Source organism: Hankyongella ginsenosidimutans (assembly GCF_005144965.1).
GTDB lineage: Bacteria > Pseudomonadota > Alphaproteobacteria > Sphingomonadales > Sphingomonadaceae > Hankyongella > Hankyongella ginsenosidimutans.
In genome coordinates this window covers 1-14,352 of record NZ_CP039704.1, presented here as the reverse complement: position 1 = coordinate 14,352, position 14,352 = coordinate 1, and the positions used below count along the sequence as shown (strand labels likewise).

Annotated in this window: 13 protein-coding genes, 1 tRNA gene and 9 pseudogenes; 9 read left to right on the top strand and 14 right to left on the bottom strand. The window is 62.9% G+C overall.

Annotated elements, in window-relative coordinates; all coding sequences use genetic code 11:
* Positions 1-22 precede the first annotated feature (22 nt).
* The 5 genes and pseudogenes from E6W36_RS00110 to E6W36_RS00085 all read left to right on the top strand — a co-directional run bounded on the left by E6W36_RS00110 (position 23) and on the right by E6W36_RS00085 (position 5,193).
* Positions 23-928: an aldo/keto reductase gene (locus E6W36_RS00110; RefSeq protein WP_222873346.1), complete on the top strand. Its 906-nt coding sequence runs from the start codon at positions 23-25 to the stop codon at positions 926-928.
* Positions 929-941: 13 nt separating this feature from the next.
* Positions 942-1,990 (top strand): annotated as a pseudogene (locus tag E6W36_RS00105) (LLM class flavin-dependent oxidoreductase).
* Between the two features lie 357 nt (positions 1,991-2,347).
* Positions 2,348-2,574 (top strand): annotated as a pseudogene (locus E6W36_RS22570) (hypothetical protein); the annotation flags it as partial.
* A gap of 124 nt (positions 2,575-2,698) precedes the next feature.
* A pseudogene (locus tag E6W36_RS00090) lies at positions 2,699-3,648 on the top strand (proline dehydrogenase family protein).
* A 78-nt stretch (positions 3,649-3,726) separates the two neighbouring features.
* Positions 3,727-5,193, top strand: a complete 1,467-nt coding sequence (locus E6W36_RS00085; protein ID WP_222873379.1) for an L-glutamate gamma-semialdehyde dehydrogenase — start codon at positions 3,727-3,729, stop codon at positions 5,191-5,193.
* 83 nt (positions 5,194-5,276) lie between these two features.
* On the opposite strand, the gene E6W36_RS00080 is transcribed toward E6W36_RS00085, so the two are convergent.
* From E6W36_RS00080 to E6W36_RS00070, 3 genes are read right to left on the bottom strand one after another with little or no spacing between them, the layout of a single operon-like run.
* A complete protein-coding gene (locus E6W36_RS00080) occupies positions 5,277-5,729 on the bottom strand; it encodes a neutral zinc metallopeptidase (protein ID WP_246047878.1) in 453 nt (150 codons plus the stop codon).
* Positions 5,615-6,127 (bottom strand): neutral zinc metallopeptidase, encoded by a 513-nt coding sequence (locus tag E6W36_RS17035; RefSeq protein ID WP_246047876.1) that lies wholly within the window; start codon positions 6,125-6,127, stop codon positions 5,615-5,617. Before E6W36_RS17035 ends, E6W36_RS00080 begins: the two co-directional genes overlap by 115 nt.
* 3 nt (positions 6,128-6,130) lie before the next feature.
* A complete protein-coding gene (locus E6W36_RS00070) occupies positions 6,131-6,628 on the bottom strand; it encodes a DUF2721 domain-containing protein (protein ID WP_222873378.1) in 498 nt (165 codons plus the stop codon).
* A gap of 205 nt (positions 6,629-6,833) precedes the next feature.
* On the opposite strand from E6W36_RS00070, the pseudogene E6W36_RS00065 reads away from it, so the two are divergent.
* Both E6W36_RS00065 and E6W36_RS00060 read left to right on the top strand, forming a co-directional pair.
* Positions 6,834-7,549, top strand: a pseudogene (locus tag E6W36_RS00065) (IS5 family transposase); the annotation flags it as partial.
* Between the two features lie 114 nt (positions 7,550-7,663).
* Positions 7,664-8,429, top strand: a pseudogene (locus E6W36_RS00060) (IS5 family transposase).
* 726 nt (positions 8,430-9,155) lie between these two features.
* On the opposite strand, the gene E6W36_RS00055 reads toward E6W36_RS00060, so the two are convergent.
* The 4 genes and pseudogenes from E6W36_RS00055 to E6W36_RS21255 form a co-directional block, all read right to left on the bottom strand.
* Positions 9,156-9,383 carry a hypothetical protein gene (locus E6W36_RS00055; protein ID WP_222873341.1) on the bottom strand — a complete coding sequence of 76 codons (228 nt, stop codon included), beginning with the start codon at positions 9,381-9,383 and terminating at the stop codon, positions 9,156-9,158.
* Between the two features lie 425 nt (positions 9,384-9,808).
* A complete protein-coding gene (locus E6W36_RS00050; protein WP_222873377.1) occupies positions 9,809-10,303 on the bottom strand; it encodes a hypothetical protein in 495 nt (164 codons plus the stop codon).
* On the bottom strand, positions 10,303-10,389 hold the full coding sequence (locus E6W36_RS21260; RefSeq protein WP_342776900.1) for a hypothetical protein: 87 nt from the start codon (positions 10,387-10,389) through the stop codon (positions 10,303-10,305). Before E6W36_RS21260 ends, E6W36_RS00050 begins: the two co-directional genes overlap by 1 nt.
* 146 nt (positions 10,390-10,535) lie before the next feature.
* Positions 10,536-10,678 (bottom strand): annotated as a pseudogene (locus E6W36_RS21255) (EVE domain-containing protein); the annotation flags it as partial.
* Between the two features lie 105 nt (positions 10,679-10,783).
* On the opposite strand from E6W36_RS21255, the gene E6W36_RS00040 reads away from it, so the two are divergent.
* Positions 10,784-10,860, top strand: a tRNA-Pro gene (locus E6W36_RS00040).
* 8 nt (positions 10,861-10,868) lie between these two features.
* On the opposite strand, the gene E6W36_RS00035 is transcribed toward E6W36_RS00040, so the two are convergent.
* From E6W36_RS00035 to E6W36_RS00015, 5 genes and pseudogenes are all read right to left on the bottom strand, one after another.
* Entirely contained in the window at positions 10,869-11,015 is a 147-nt protein-coding gene (locus tag E6W36_RS00035; protein ID WP_222873376.1) for a hypothetical protein, read from the bottom strand.
* Positions 10,994-11,509, bottom strand: a complete 516-nt coding sequence (locus tag E6W36_RS00030; protein WP_222873375.1) for a hypothetical protein — start codon at positions 11,507-11,509, stop codon at positions 10,994-10,996. Before E6W36_RS00030 ends, E6W36_RS00035 begins: the two co-directional genes overlap by 22 nt.
* A complete protein-coding gene (locus tag E6W36_RS00025) occupies positions 11,506-11,883 on the bottom strand; it encodes a DUF3667 domain-containing protein (RefSeq protein ID WP_246047871.1) in 378 nt (125 codons plus the stop codon). The genes E6W36_RS00030 and E6W36_RS00025 overlap by 4 nt, the downstream gene beginning before the upstream one ends.
* Before the next feature lie 286 nt (positions 11,884-12,169).
* Positions 12,170-12,442 (bottom strand): annotated as a pseudogene (locus E6W36_RS22565) (hypothetical protein); the annotation flags it as partial.
* Positions 12,439-12,822, bottom strand: a complete 384-nt coding sequence (locus E6W36_RS00015; RefSeq protein ID WP_222874551.1) for a hypothetical protein — start codon at positions 12,820-12,822, stop codon at positions 12,439-12,441. The gene E6W36_RS00015 and the pseudogene E6W36_RS22565, both read right to left, overlap by 4 nt.
* Position 12,823: 1 nt before the next feature.
* On the opposite strand from E6W36_RS00015, the gene E6W36_RS00010 reads away from it, so the two are divergent.
* Positions 12,824-13,345, top strand: coding sequence for a hypothetical protein (locus tag E6W36_RS00010; RefSeq protein WP_222874550.1), 522 nt, complete (start codon positions 12,824-12,826; stop codon positions 13,343-13,345).
* Here E6W36_RS00010 and E6W36_RS22560 read toward each other — a convergent pair.
* A pseudogene (locus E6W36_RS22560) lies at positions 13,289-13,816 on the bottom strand (M1 family aminopeptidase); the annotation flags it as partial. The gene E6W36_RS00010 and the pseudogene E6W36_RS22560 overlap by 57 nt on opposite strands.
* 154 nt (positions 13,817-13,970) lie before the next feature.
* Positions 13,971-14,300: pseudogene (locus E6W36_RS22555) on the bottom strand (M1 family metallopeptidase); the annotation flags it as partial.
* Between the last annotated feature and the right edge of the window lie 52 nt (positions 14,301-14,352).

Here is a 14,352-nt window from a genome sequence, read left to right as displayed (position 1 = left end):
ACAAACAGAACAAGGCAAACGCATGAGTACCTTATCCGCCGTCCCAATACGTCGCACGCTCGGCGACACCGACATCGAAGTCTCTTCCATCGCCTGGGGCATGTGGCGGTTCCACGGCGACGACCTGAGGGCGGCCCGCGCGCTGGTCGATGCGGCGTTCGATGCCGGGATTACGTTGTTCGACACCGCCGATATCTACGGTGTCGATCAGGGCGGCTTCGGTGCCGCCGAACTGCTGCTGGGTCGATTGTTTGCAGCGGACCGGGAACTGCGCTCGCGCATGGTGCTGGCGACCAAGGGCGGCATCGTCCTCGGCGTTCCGTACGATTCGAGCCCGGACTATCTCGGCGCGGCGATCGACATCTCGCTGAAGCGCCTGCAGGTCGAGCAGATCGACCTCTGGCAGGTTCACCGGCCGGATATCCTGACGCACCCGCAGGAGGTCGCGCGTGCCATGGAAGACGCGCAGAAGGCGGGCAAGGTGCGCGCGTTCGGCGTCTCGAACCATACGGTCGACCAGATCGAGGCCCTGCAGGCCGCTCTGCCGTTTGCGCTGGTCTCCAGCCAGCCGGAACTGTCGCCGTTCCGGATCGACCCCATCGAGAACGGCGAGCTGGACCAGGCGATGCGGCGGAACCTGGCCGTGCTGGCGTGGTCGCCGCTTGGCGGAGGCCGGATCAGCCAGGCGGGAACCCCGCGCGAGCAGGCCGTGATCGATGAACTGGACCGGATCGCCGCGCAGTTTGCTGTGTCGCGCGCTGCCGTCGCCTACAGCTGGATCATGGCGCATCCTGCGCGCCCGATCCCGATCGTCGGCTCGCAGCAGCCGCATCGGATCGCCGAGGCCGCCGACGCCTTCAAGGTCGTCTGGACCCGCACAGACTGGTACAAGGTTTTCGTCGCCGCGAAAGGAGCGCCCCTGCCATGACGACCCCTGCGAAATCAGCTGGTTTTCCGCCCTCTGCGACGACGACTACGAGTTCCTCGGCGTTCCCGACCCGATGCTGAAGTCGAGCTGGGAGCACTGCCGCAACATCGTGCTGCAGGCGGAGAAGGGCGGCTTCGACAACATCCTGCTGCCCTCCGGCTATCAGCTTGGCATCGACACGACAGCGTTCGCCGGTGCCATCGCGCCGCTGGTGCGCCGCATGCGGCTGCTGTGGGCGGTTCGGGTCGGCGAGGACTGGCCGCCGCAACTGGCGCGCCGCGTGGCGACTCTGGACCGCATTCTTGGCGGCAGGCTGACGGTCAACATCATCTCGTCGGATCTCCCGGGAGAGACGCTGCCCAGCAAGGCGCGCTATGATCGCACGGTCGAGGTCATGCATATCCTTAAGACGATGCTGCGCGGCGAACACCTCAGCCACAAGGGCGAATTCTATCAACTCGAGCTCGATCCGCCCGGTGTCTCCACCACTGCCGGCGTCTGCCCGCCGCTGTACTTTGGTGGCTTGAGCGAGGACGCCCGCGAAGCCGCCGCGCAAGGCTGCGACGTCTATCTCATGTGGCCGGACACCATGGAGAATGTGCGGGCGATCATCGCCGACATGACGGCGCGGGCTGCGAAATACGGCCGCACGCTGAAGTTCGGTTACCGCGCCCACATGGTGGTGCGGGAGACGGAAGCGGAGGCACGGGCATACGCCGACAAGCTGCTGAGCAAGCTCGACGCGGCGACCGGCGAGCAGATCCGCCAGAAATCGCTGGATAGTCAGAGTGTCGGCGTCACCCGACAGGCAGAGCTGCGGGCTGCAGCGCAAGCAAACGACGGTTATGTCGAGGCCAATCTCTGACCGGCATCGGCCGGGCGCGCTCAGGCTGTGGCGCGGCCATCGTCGGCGACCCCGATCAGGTGGTGGCGAAGCTGCGCGCCTATCAGGCGGAAGGCATCGATGCCTTCATCCTTTCCGGCTATCCGCACATCAACGAGTGCGACATGGTGGCACGCCATGTCCTGCCGAAAATCCAGCACGGGCCTTTGATGCTTTAACAGCCTGCTGAAGGCAAATATTGCGTCTCGGGGCAGTATTATTACTGCAGGCTCTGGAGCCGGGAGCAGTCAGATTGTATCCGGGTTATACGACTCTGGCCTGCATATACCGGGGACCCACATGACTGATACCGCCCTTGCCGCCGCCCGCCACCGGATTGCCGCCCGCAAGCTGGAGGACGAAGCCGCCGTCGTGCAGCGCCTCGCCGACCCTTGAGCCGGCGGCCGACCTGCTGACGCGCGCCAGCACGACCGCTGTCGCCCTGATCGAAGGGCGCGCACGCGCGCAGCGAGCGCGGCAAGCTGGATGCGTTTCTCGCCGAGTTCGGGCTGGGCACCAGCGAGGGCGTCGCGCTGATGTGCCTTGCGGAAGCGCTGCTGCGGGTGCCGGATGCCGATACGGCGGACCGCCTGATCGCGGAGAAGATCAGCAGCGGCAGATGGGATGCCCATCTGGGCCGTTCGGATCCGTGCTGGTCAATGCCTCGACCTGGGCGCTGCTGCTCACCGGCCGGGTTGTCGAGATGGATCCCGATCTGTCCCGCGATCCGCCGGGCTGGTTCGGGCGGCTGGTCAACCGGCTGGGCGAGCCGGTCATCCGTCAGGCGGTGCGCCAGGCGATGCGCATCATGGGCGGCGAGTTCGTGATGGGCCAGACCATCGAGCAGCGCTGGCGCGCAGCCGCAAGGAGCCGGAGACGTCGGGCCTGTGCTCGTTCGACATGCTGGGCGAGGGGCACGCACCGACACCGATGCTGCGCGGTATGCTGCAGCATACCGGGATGCGATTGCGAAGATTTCCCTGGCCGACCAGCGTGGCGAAGCGGCTGGCCACGGCATCTCGGTCAAGCTCTCGGCGCTCGACCCGCGCTACCATGAGGCGCACCGGGAGCGCACGATGGCGCGGCTGTACCCCGTGCTGCTGGAACTCGCGCAGCAGGCTGCGCGGGCGCGCATGCAGTTCACCATCGACGCGGAGGAAGCCGACCGGCTTGAGCTCGACATTATCGAACGCCTGGCGCACGACACCGACCCCAGTTGGTCCGGCCTCGCGTTCGCTATGCAGGCTTACGGCAAGCGTGCGTTCGATGTGGTGGACTGGGCGGCGGCGCTGGCGCGCAGGTCCGGGCGGCGCATGGTGGTGCGGCTGGTCAAGGGCGCTATTGGGATACCGAGATCAAGCGGGCGCAGGAACTGGGCCTGCCGGACTATCCGGTGTTCACCCGCAAGGTCTCGACCGACCTCAGCTACATCGCCTGCGCGAAGAAGATGCTCGCCAACCGGGACGCCCTGCACTGTGCCTTTGCCACGCACAACGCGCACACGCTGGCAGCGATCCTCGCGCTGGCGGGTCAGGATCGCAGCCACATGGAATTCCAGCGCCTGCACGGCATGGGCGACCTGCTCTATGCCGAGGCGCAGCGCCAGATCGCCGGCATGCCGCCGGTGCGGGTCTATGCGCCGGTCGGGGCGCACCGTGATCTTCTGGCCTATCTGGTGCGCCGCCTGCTGGAAAACGGCGCCAATTCCAGTTTTGTCAATCGCTTCATGGACCTGGATACGCCGCCGGCGTCGCTGGCGCGCGACCCTTGCACGGTGGTCCGGCAGCTCGGCGGGTTCGCCACCCGAACATCCCCTGCCCAAGGGCCTGTACGGTGAGGAGCGCGCCAATTCGAGCGGGCGTGACCTCAGCGACCGCGCCGTGCTGGCCCCATCGCGGGCGCTGTCGCCGCCCTGATGCGCAGCCCGTCGTGCGCGGGCATGATGTCGCGATCACGGCACCGCACGACCGGCGGATCATCGTCGGCGCGCGCCCGAGACGACGCAGGCCCAGGCGCTGACGGCACTGGATGCAGCAGCGCCGCACAGGCTGCCTGGGACGCACTGGGCGGCCACGCGCGCGCCGATATCCCGCTGCGCGCGGCAGATCTGATGGAGGCCCGCCTCGAGCCGCTGGTCGCGCTGCTGAGCCGGGAGGCGGGCAAGACCCTGCCGGACTCGGTGGCCGAAGTGCGCGAGGCGGTCGATTTCTGCCGCTACTATGCCGCGCGGACGCGCGAAGACTTCGGTGCGCCCAAGCCGCTGCCGGGGCCGACGGGCGAGACCAACCAGCTCAGCCTGCATGGCAAGGGCGTCTTTCTGTGCATTAGCCCCTGGAACTTCCCGCTGGCGATTTTCACCGGCCAGGTCGCGGCGGCGCTGGCGGCCGGCAACACTGTGCTCGCCAAACCAGCCGAGACGACGCCGCTGATCGCCTTTGAGGCGGTGCGTCTGCTGCACGAGGCCGGCGTCCCGAAGGACGTGCTGCACCTGCTGCCCGGCTCCGGCCCGGCGCTCGGCGGCTGGCTGTTGCCGGACGACCGGGTGGCCGGCGTCGCCTTCACCGGGTCGACCGTCACCGCCCAGCGCATCAACCGGGCGCTTGCGAACCGGGACGGCCCCATCGCCACCCTGATCGCTGAGACCGGCGGCCAGAACGCCATGATCGTCGACTCGACGGCCTTGCCCGAACAGGTTGTCGACGACGTCATCGCGTCCGCGTTCCTCAGCGCCGGTCAGCGTTGCTCGGCCCTGCGGGTGCTGTGCCTGCAGGACGATATCGCCGACACCATGATCGCGATGATTACGGGCGCGATGGACACGCTTGTACTTGGTGATCCGTCGAAGCTCTCAAGCGACATCGGCCCGGTGATTTCGCAGGCCGCCGCCGACGGGCTGATGGCGCATATCGCGCGCATGCGGGAAACGGCGCGCATCCTGAAGGCGCTGCCGCTCGGCGAAGCGCATGCGCATGGCAGCTTTGTCGCACCGCACCTTATCGAAATCGGCAGCATCAAAGAGCTGACGCGCGAGGAATTCGGTCCGATCCTGCATGTGCTGCGCTACCCGGCCAGCGGGCTTGATGCGCTGCTCGCCGACATTCGCGCGACCGGCTACGGCCTGACGATGGGCGTGCACTCGCGGCTGGAGGGTACGGCGCGGCGTGTGTTCGCAGCCAGCCGCTGCGGCAACACCTACATCAACCGTTCCATGACCGGGGCTGTGGTCGGCGTGCAGCCGTTCGGTGGCGCTGGCCTTTCCGGCACCGGGCCGAAGGCGGGCGGCCCCTATTACCTCCATCGCTTCGCCAGCGAGCGCACCTACACGGTCAATGTCGCAGCAACCGGCGGCAACACCCAGCTGTTCACGATGAACGAGGGTTAGAGCAACGGGCTTTAACAGGCTCTTATCAACAATTTAGACCATGATTCACGTTTCAGATTGATTCAATCTGAAACGATCAAGGTCTAGAGGGCTCGCGCGGCAAAGGTATCGCAGGCGTTCGGATTTCCGTTCTGGTAGCCGGCCATGAACCAGCGCTGGCGCTGCGCCGCTGAACCATGGGTAAAGGCATCCGGCACCACACGGCCGGTTGCCTGCTTCTGCAACGTGTCGTCACCGACAGCGGCAGCCGCACCCATCGCTTCCTGCACGTCGCCGGCTTCCAGGAGGTTGCGCCCCTCGGCATGGTGTGCCCAGACGCCGGCATAGCAGTCCGCCTGCAGTTCCATGCGCACCTGCAGGACGTTGGCCGTGCGTTCGTCGGCACCCTGCTGCGCCTGCCGGACTTTCCCGGAGATGCCGGTCAGGGTCTGGACATGGTGGCCGACTTCGTGGGCGATGACGTAGGCGGCGGCAAAATCGCCCGGCGCGCCGAAGCGGCTTTGCAGTTCTTCGAGGAATGACAGATCCAGATACACCTTCCTGTCGCCGGGGCAGTAGAAGGCCGGCCGATGCCGCGCCCGGACCGCAGGCGGTCGGTGTCTGCGCCCGGTAGAGCACGAGGGTTGCGGGCTGGTAACTCGGCAGGATCTGACCCCAGACATCTTCCGTGTCCCCAGCACGCGGGAGGCGAATTCGACCTGCGGCTGCTCCGCCTGCGCGTCGACCGGGGTGCCGCGACGTCCTGCGACGCCGCGCCCTCCAGCCCGCTCAGCACCTGCAGCGGATTAACCCCCAGCAGCATCGAGATCCCGATGATGACCACCAGCCCCAGCAGGCCGCCCTTGCCGCCGAGCGGCAGACCGGCCATGCGCCGACCCGGCTGGCCGCGCCGGTCCTCGATGTTGTCGCTTTGCCGTGCGTTGCGCCACTTCATCGCTCAGTCCCTCCCTGTTGGCGGCGGTGCAGGATCGTCAGTCCGCGTCGCGTGCGCCTCCATGAGCAGGTCGCGGCGCACGCGCACGGAGCGGGTGGCGATATACATCTCGATCAGGAACAGGGTGAGGCCAAGCGCCAAAAGGCTCATCGCCAGAATGAAGGCGACGGCGACCAGGCGCCCCAGGTTGCTGCCGGTCAGGCCGGAGAGAAACAGCAGGGCGACCAGCACGCAGACGAACAGGGCAGAGGCCGTGCCCAGGCTGATGGCGCTGTGCGCCAGCGTCATGCGCCGGCTGAGCACCTGCAATTCCAGCCGCAGGTCCTCCGGCAGATGGCCATGATAGACCACCGCGCGCTCCTCCAGGATACGGGCGCGATCGATCACGCGGCCAAGCCGGACGCTCATGACGTTCAGCATCGATCCGATGCCGGCGAGCAGAAACACCGGCGCAATCGCCAATTGGATGATGTGCGCAAGGTCGACGGGGTTCGCGGTCATGAGGCGGCCTGCAGGAATTTCCTCCACGCTCTACCGCATCGCTCCCGCAGCAAACAGCCGGAAAAGCAACGCCGCCTGGGGAGCGGCTACGTAGGTGCGAAGCTTCTAGGTTTTGGTCACTCCGTGTATCCTAGGCCGTAAACTCATAAACTGGCTTGCGCGGACGGCAAGTGATTGATTCAAGGTTCGGGAAAGGAGCCTTGATATGCGCCGTCGTTTTGACCTGACAGATTTCGAGTGGTCGGTGATTGAGCCGTTGCTTCCGAACAAGAGCCGTGGCGTGCCTCGGGTGGATGATCGGCGGGTCATCAACGGGATATTGTGGCGCTTTCGCACGGGCAGTCCCTGGGCTGATATTCCCGAGCGCTATGGGCCCACGACCTGTTACAACCGGTTCGTGCGCTGGCGCAAGGCGGGGTGTGGGATCGGCTTCTGGCGGCGGTTTCCCGGGCTTTCGACGGCGAACTGGTGATGATCGACAGTTCTCGATCCGGGTCCACCAGCACGGTGCGACCCAAAAGGGGACCCAAATCGCTGCATGGGACGTTCCGGGGCGGTCTGACGACCAAGATCCACGCGCTGGTCGATGGCCGGGGATTACCGGTCGAGTTGCACCTCTCCGAAGGACAGGCGAGCGATTGCCAACAGGCCGATCCGCTGCTCGAGGTCGTGCCGGAAGGCAGCATTTTCCTCGCCGACAAGGCCTATGACAGCGACGCCATCCGCGACAAGGTCGAGGCGCGCGGCAGCTTCGCCAACATCCCGCCAAAGGCCAACCGCAAGAAGGGCTTCGCCTTCAGCTCCTTCCTCTACCGCTATCGCAACCTGATCGAGCGCTTCTTCGGAAAACTCAAGCACGCCAGAGGCTTGGCCACGCGATACGACAAACGCGCCGACAACTTCCTCGCCGCTGCCAAACTCTTCTCAACTCGCCTATGGATCGCAGCTATGAGTCCACGGCCAGGCCGTAAACTCATAAACTGGCTTGCGCGGACGGCAAGTGATTGATTCAAGGTTCGGGAAAGGAGCCTGGATATGCGCCGTCGTTTTGACCTGACAGATTTCGAGTGGTCGGTGATTGAGCCGTTGCTTCCGAACAAGAGCCGTGGCGTGCCTCGGGTGGATGATCGGCGGGTCATCAACGGGATATTGTGGCGCTTTCGCACGGGCAGTCCCTGGGCTGATATTCCCGAGCGCTATGGGCCTTACACGACCTGTTACAACCGGTTCGTGCGCTGGCGCAAGGCGGGGGTGTGGGATCGGCTTCTGGCGGCGGTTTCCCGGGCTTTCGACGGCGAACTGGTGATGATCGACAGTCCTCGATCCGGGTCCACCAGCACGGTGCGACCCTAAAAGGGGACCCAAATCGCTGCATGGGACGTTCCGGGGCGGTCTGACGACCAAGATCCACGCGCTGGTCGATGGCCGGGGATTACCGGTCGAGTTGCACCTCTCCGAAGGACAGGCGAGCGATTGCCAACAGGCCGATCCGCTGCTCGAGGTCGTGCCGGAAGGCAGCATTTTCCTCGCCGACAAGGCCTATGACAGCGACGCCATCCGCGACAAGGTCGAGGCGCGCGGCAGCTTCGCCAACATCCCGCCAAAGGCCAACCGCAAGAAGGGCTTCGCCTTCAGCTCCTTCCTCTACCGCTATCGCAACCTGATCGAGCGCTTCTTCGGAAAACTCAAGCACGCCAGAGGCTTGGCCACGCGATACGACAAACGCGCCGACAACTTCCTCGCCGCTGCCAAACTCTTCTCAACTCGCCTATGGATCGCAGCTAATGAGTCCACGGCCTAGTATCATAGCAAATAGAGTCTGATGACATTGGATGGGATCGTCATTCCGACCCTTACTGGAGTAGGCTATGTAAAGTCCACTCGTGGTGAACTCGGACAAAACCACGATCCGCTCACCACTTTCTCCAGATCTGGGTGAGCGGCACAGCTAAACACGCGATGGCGCACAAGTCAACATAAAGTCATCACGATGTAAAGTAAAATTCATTGTGTAGACTGTCTAATAAATATAGAACTTTCTATTTTCTCAAAGGCGTTTCTATAAACAGCAGCATCTTCTATGGGTGTATCTACTTGACTATTGAGGCCATATCCCTGCGATTTTCCTTCTGCAGATACGAAATTTAATCTGACTTTTGTGACTATTCCATTAAGTGATTCAATGAATGCGGAAACTCGTGTTGATTTATTTTTTCGGCCAAATCCTAAAATGGATTATAAGTTAGATTGCTTGAGCTGGGACTTTTAGCAGTAATGAGACCAGTCTGCAAATCAGCAGCCTCAATTATATATCCAGTATCTTGCAGTACGCTAACCACAGAAGCAAATACTACTTCTTTTTACCTCATATCTCTCTGCTGTAACTGCTGTAACTGCAGTCCACTTAAAGTATTAGGCCTTACTGTATTAGTGGATTCGCACGCTATTAGAGGTGAAATAAAAAGTAAAATGCCTGCAATTTTTATTTTTGTTCATTTTAAAGTCACATTCCGTCTCCCCTTGTTGGTCAAAATGAACTACTTCTACTTTTAAAGTCACTTACAATTTTGTTTTTGTCAAATTTTATAATCAGTGTCATTTCTCGAGTAGTCTGTTCAAAGCCTGATTTTGATTTTCCAATCCCTCCGCCAGTTCCACCGGCCAGCGGCTCACCAGCACCTCCAAAAAGGAGGCCTATTGAAAACGAAGAGTTATTCTGTTCTGAAACAGTAGCGTGTCTATTGTAAACCCACACTTTTGTCCAGAACCATCTATGGTTGTTATATTAGGTGAACCAAATGTGTTGATAACATCAAGCTGGGTTGTTTCCCCAACCTTAAGTGTAATTTGAACTTGCCCATGAGTCAGATTATTTTTTGCTCCTCTGCAAAGGCTGGATTCATGGAAAAATTAAGTAAAAACGTGGCGATTATTATATTTTTTTTCATTTCTTGCCTCATGTTTGCCCATGCATCATCTGTATGGGTAGCTGTTATTTTTTGCCAACGCGTAACTGTATAGGTTATTAATAAGATTTATCTTTTGCAAGCTGTCTATTGATCCAATGCTATTGAAAAATGTATAAATTTTTTACCCAAATGCCATCAGTATGTAAATATGTTAGTCGGTCTCACCGGTTCGTAAAGGTTTGCGGCGTTTCTACTTCGCGCCACATGCAGGTTACCCAAGGCGCTCGCCAAGCCAGCTTGCGAGCGCCTTGCCTGCGTCAAGAAGGCATAATCTGGCAGCAGAGCGGATCGTGTATCCGGGCTTGCGATCGTCAATGGCTTTGGCGAAGCACGTAGTCGAGAATTGATCGACGTGCGCGCCGGCACGATCAGTAACCGATGCAGTAACTTCGCCCGCGGCATGCTTTCCGAACCCAATGTAGCCTGAGGTCTCGAACCGCTTGATTTTAAGTATCAGCACATAAGTATGCGCTGTAATGAGGGTGCTCACGGGAAGCTTGCCGATCTCGGTCGCGAAAATACTATGGGCATCGACCTCGGCAAAGTCCTTGCCCAGGTAGCGGTGTGCTTCAAGCGGTGTGGCATCAAGCGGCGATAAACTGAGGCATGGCGCAAGGGGCGTGCGTTCTTCATCCTGCCCGGACGCTTCATGCGAAGTCGCAAGAAGCACTGCAGTGACGATTGCCGGCAGCCATGAAGCGGCCACTACAGTCCGCCCATCTGCCTGAGCAGGGCGGCGGCGGCATCGTCGAGCGGCATGACGGAGAGGCGGGACTGGCGGACCAGGCCGATATGGGCAAGGCGCGGCTCGGCCTTGATGGCGGCGAGCGAAACCGGGCGGGGCAGGGGCCGACCGCCCGCACGTCAACCAGGCCGGATTTCGTCCGGTCCGGGTAGCTGCGGGTGACCCGCACCAGCCCGACGATCTCCTTGCCGACGTTGGAATGGTAGAAGAAGGCTTCGTCCCCACCTGCATCTGGCGCATGGTGCCCAGCGCCTGCGGGTTCCTGACGCCGCTCCAGGGCACGTCGCCGCCGGCGCACTGTTGCTCCCAGGACCAGGCGTCCGGCTCCGACTTCACCAGATAATAGGCCAACGCTTAACTCCCGGATTCAGCGACCCGACCGTTTTAGCGCCTGCGCCGGGCGTTGCAATCGGCAGCGCACCCCGTTACAGCCGGTCGTGTCGGGGAGTAGCGCAGCCTGGTAGCGCATCTGCTTTGGGAGCAGAGGGTCGCAGGTTCGAATCCTGTCTCCCCGACCATCCGCCCATCACCCGAGCGCGCCGAGCAGGAAAATGGCGACGATGAACAGGGTGATGGCGATCGGGGCCATGATCATGGTCACGTAGCCGGTGCGCCAGAGCGCGCCGAACCAGCCGAGCCGATAGGCCCCCATCAACTGCGCATAGATGTGCACGACCGGTGCAAAAACAGCGCCAGCCACGCATTGTCGGGAATGGGCAGATAGTCGCCGAGTCGGTTCAGCAAGGTGGCAAGAATGAACAGGATGGACATGAAGGACAGCGAATACAGCGAAAACACCACGTGATCGTACAGGCGAAACCCACGCCGCCAGGCGAACATCAGCCAGATGAACGGCGCGGAGATCGGCACCAGCAGAAACGAGAATTTATAGGCGGTGTTCTGCAGCTTGTAGATCAGCAGGTCCGGGTTTTCCATCTTGTGTTTTATTTTATCGTCCCAGTGTGCGTTACCGGTTCTGACATTGAGCTTGCCCGCTTTCATCGATTTCTTCAGCAGATCGACAAGGTTTTCGTCGCTTCCGGCGTCGGTGATGTCGAGGCCGTCGATGCCGCTCAGGCGCCTGCGCCGATCTTGTCGCCTGAGGCTTTGGCTTTCCAGCTCCCTCTGAAGGTCTGCGCGGGCCTGAGCCTTGTCCGCCGGACTCATGGGTTTTGCGCGACGCCATTTTGCACCCCCGCCACCGGATTGACCTCCGCCGGGCCGCCGGTGAAGGCGAACACGATGAACATGGTGAAGATGGTGAACAGGAACAGCGCCATCGGCGGCACATAGCGGGCGCGCTTGCCCTCGATATACTCGCGGGTCAGCCGGCCGGGTTGGAAGACGAGGCGCGGCAGGGTCTTCCAGGTCCGGCCGTCCAGATGGGCGATGCCGTGGATGAAGTCCTCGAACACCGCAAACGCGGTGCGGTGCAGATGTCCCGGCTGGCCGCAGGCATGGCAGTATTCCCCGCAGCACGGTATCGCAGTTCTTGCAGGGTTCGCCTGCGTGACCCGCATGGTGGCCGCCGCCGCGCTCACGCGGATTAGGCCCGCCCGGCGCGAACGGCGGCGGCATGGTGGAGATATCAAAATCTGTCATGCCGCATCGTCCCTCTTGCCGCAGCCTTAGTTCAGGCTGGCAAGTTCTGCCCCATGGGCCGCCTTGCGGGCGAGGCACAGGTCGATCGATCCAGCGTGCGCTCGAGTTCCAGCTTGCCGCCGCCGAGCTTGGCGATCCAGGCCGGGAAGAAGCTGGCGACGTCGCCCGCTGCTCCGGCGTGCAGAAGCCCTGCGCGATCTCGATCAGGCGCGGCTGGCTGAACCCGGGCAGGCGGTCGAACATCACGCTGGCGTTCTCCTTGAACCAGGCCCAGGCTGCGCTGCGTGTCGCCGGCCCCTCGAACTGGCTGCCGATGATCGAGAGCGACTCCTGGAAGCGCAGGCGCTTGTCGAGTGCCAGAGCGCGCATTTCCGCAGCGAGCGCCAGGTCCTGCGTGTGGCCGAGCGCGAAGGCGGCATGGGCGCGCTCATAGCTGTCCTTGCCCTCGAGCAGCCGGGCGGCGAGCTGGCTGGCGAACGGCTTGCCGAGCGCCTTCACGCCAGCCGACCAGGCGGTGGCGCGGAAGCCGACATCCAGCGCATCGGCGTTGGCCAGCGAGGTTTGCGCGGCATCCGCCAGGGTTTTGTGATGCCGTCGTCTTCAGCATCGAAAAACAGCCCGGCGACCAGCGTCTGGCGCAAGGCCTGCCGGTCGGCTGGTTCGCTGCGGTGCGCACCGGCACGGGGATCGAAGCCGAGCTTCGCCAGTTCCGGCTTCAGCATGCCGCCGATCCGGGCCTTCAGGGCGGCGGATGCCGCGCCAGAGAGCGTCTGGCGGTCCAGTTCGGCCAGGCTTCCCGGTAGCCAGAGCGCGGCGCGGCGCTCCTTGTGGCCGACCAGCGCCTGTGCAGCCGCGCCCAGCGCGTCGAACGTCGTCACGTTGGCGTCGAAGGCGGCCTGCAGGCTGTGCGAGCGCCAGGGCCTCGCGGTCCGGCAGTTGAACGCCGAGCGCCAGCAGTTTCGCCTGATCGTCGGCACCGAGCGCAAACCGATAGTAGCCCGCGCCGTCCGCATTCGGCATCACGGCCGCCTGCTCGAAGCCCGCAGGGACCGCGAGCGTCGCCTCAGTGCCGGTCATGATCGTGCAGGTCTTGGTCGATTGCGCGCCGGCGTAGAATTTGGCGCAGAACGGGATGACCCAGGTCTGGCCGGGCTGAATGGCCGAGCCGACCGGGCGGTACCGCGCCTGACGCAGGGTCAGTTGCTTGCCGTCGGCGCTGCGTGCGACGGTCACCAGTGGCACGCCTTCCTGCTCGATGAAGGATTTGAAAGCGCTCAGCACCTGCGGGTCGCCGGCGGCATCCGCCATGGCGGCGAAGAACTGGCTGGCAGTGGCGTTTCCATGCGCATGCGCGCGCAGATGCTTGCGCACGCCGGCCTGGAACTCTCTGGCCCCATGTAGCTTTCGATCATCGCCAGCACGCCGGCGCTTTTCGTAGGTGATGCCGTCGAAGGTGCTGGCGATCTGGGTGTTGTCGGTGACTGGCTGGTAGATTGGCCGGCCGGCCTTGCGCGAGTCGATGCTCATTGCGCCCAGCGCATCCGCAGTCAGGCCGGTCGAGATGCCGAGGTCGGGTCGCCAGAGGTGGCTGGCCTTCACACCCATCCATTCGGCAAAACTCTCGTTCAGCCAGATGTCGGTCCACCAGGCCGGCGTCACCAGATCGCCGAACCAGTGGTGCGCCAGTTCGTGCGCGCTGACGATCCCGAACGACCGCTGCTGCTGGATCGGCGCGTTCGGGTTCAGCAGGATCAGGTTGTCGTTGTAAATGATGGCACCAGCTCCATCGCGCCGCCCATTTGCGGCGAGGCGATGATGTCCAGCTTTTCGTATGGGTAGGGATGCCGAAATAGTCCTCCAGCAGCGCCACATGCTTCGGCGTGTGCTGAAGGGCGTAGGCAAGGCGTGAGCCCTGGCCTTCGGTGGCGACGCCGCGGAACGGCACCGCCGTCTTGCGCACGGCGCTGGGGAATAGCCCCTCGACGATATCGAGCGGACCGACCGCCAGCGCCACGAGGTAGTGTGGCAGGGGCTTGGTCGGCGCGAAGCTGAAAAGGGTCATGCCGTGGTTCTGCGGCGTTGTCTTCGCCAGCGGCGCATTGGCGACCACCTTGTTGCCGGTCGGCGTGCTGACCGAGACGGTGAACGGCGTCTTGAAGCGCGGCTCATCGAAACTCGGGAACATGCGACGGCCGTCGATCGGCTCCATCTGGGTGAAGCCGTACCATTTGCCGGCGACCTCAGTGCGATAGAGGCCCTCCGCGCCTTCCCGGTACGGCGCGGTATAGGCGATGCGGATGGTTGCGGCCCCTGCCGCCGGCATGCTGGCGAGGTCGAGCCGGGCGACGCCGGTCACCGGCTCCGCCTCGGTGGCGCGCCTTGATGGTCTTGCCGCCCTGGGTGATCGT

What these genes read in the sequence shown, in the direction of transcription:
- E6W36_RS00110 (WP_222873346.1), top strand. Translation starts at nt 23, where the DNA reads ATGAGTACCTTATCCGCCGTCCCAATACGTCGCACGCTCGGCGACACC.
- E6W36_RS00085 (WP_222873379.1), top strand. Translation starts at nt 3,727, where the DNA reads ATGCGCAGCCCGTCGTGCGCGGGCATGATGTCGCGATCACGGCACCGC.
- E6W36_RS17035 (WP_246047876.1), bottom strand. Translation starts at nt 6,127, where the DNA reads ATGAAGTGGCGCAACGCACGGCAAAGCGACAACATCGAGGACCGGCGC.
- E6W36_RS00070 (WP_222873378.1), bottom strand. Translation starts at nt 6,628, where the DNA reads ATGACCGCGAACCCCGTCGACCTTGCGCACATCATCCAATTGGCGATT.
- E6W36_RS00030 (WP_222873375.1), bottom strand. Translation starts at nt 11,509, where the DNA reads ATGAGTCCGGCGGACAAGGCTCAGGCCCGCGCAGACCTTCAGAGGGAG.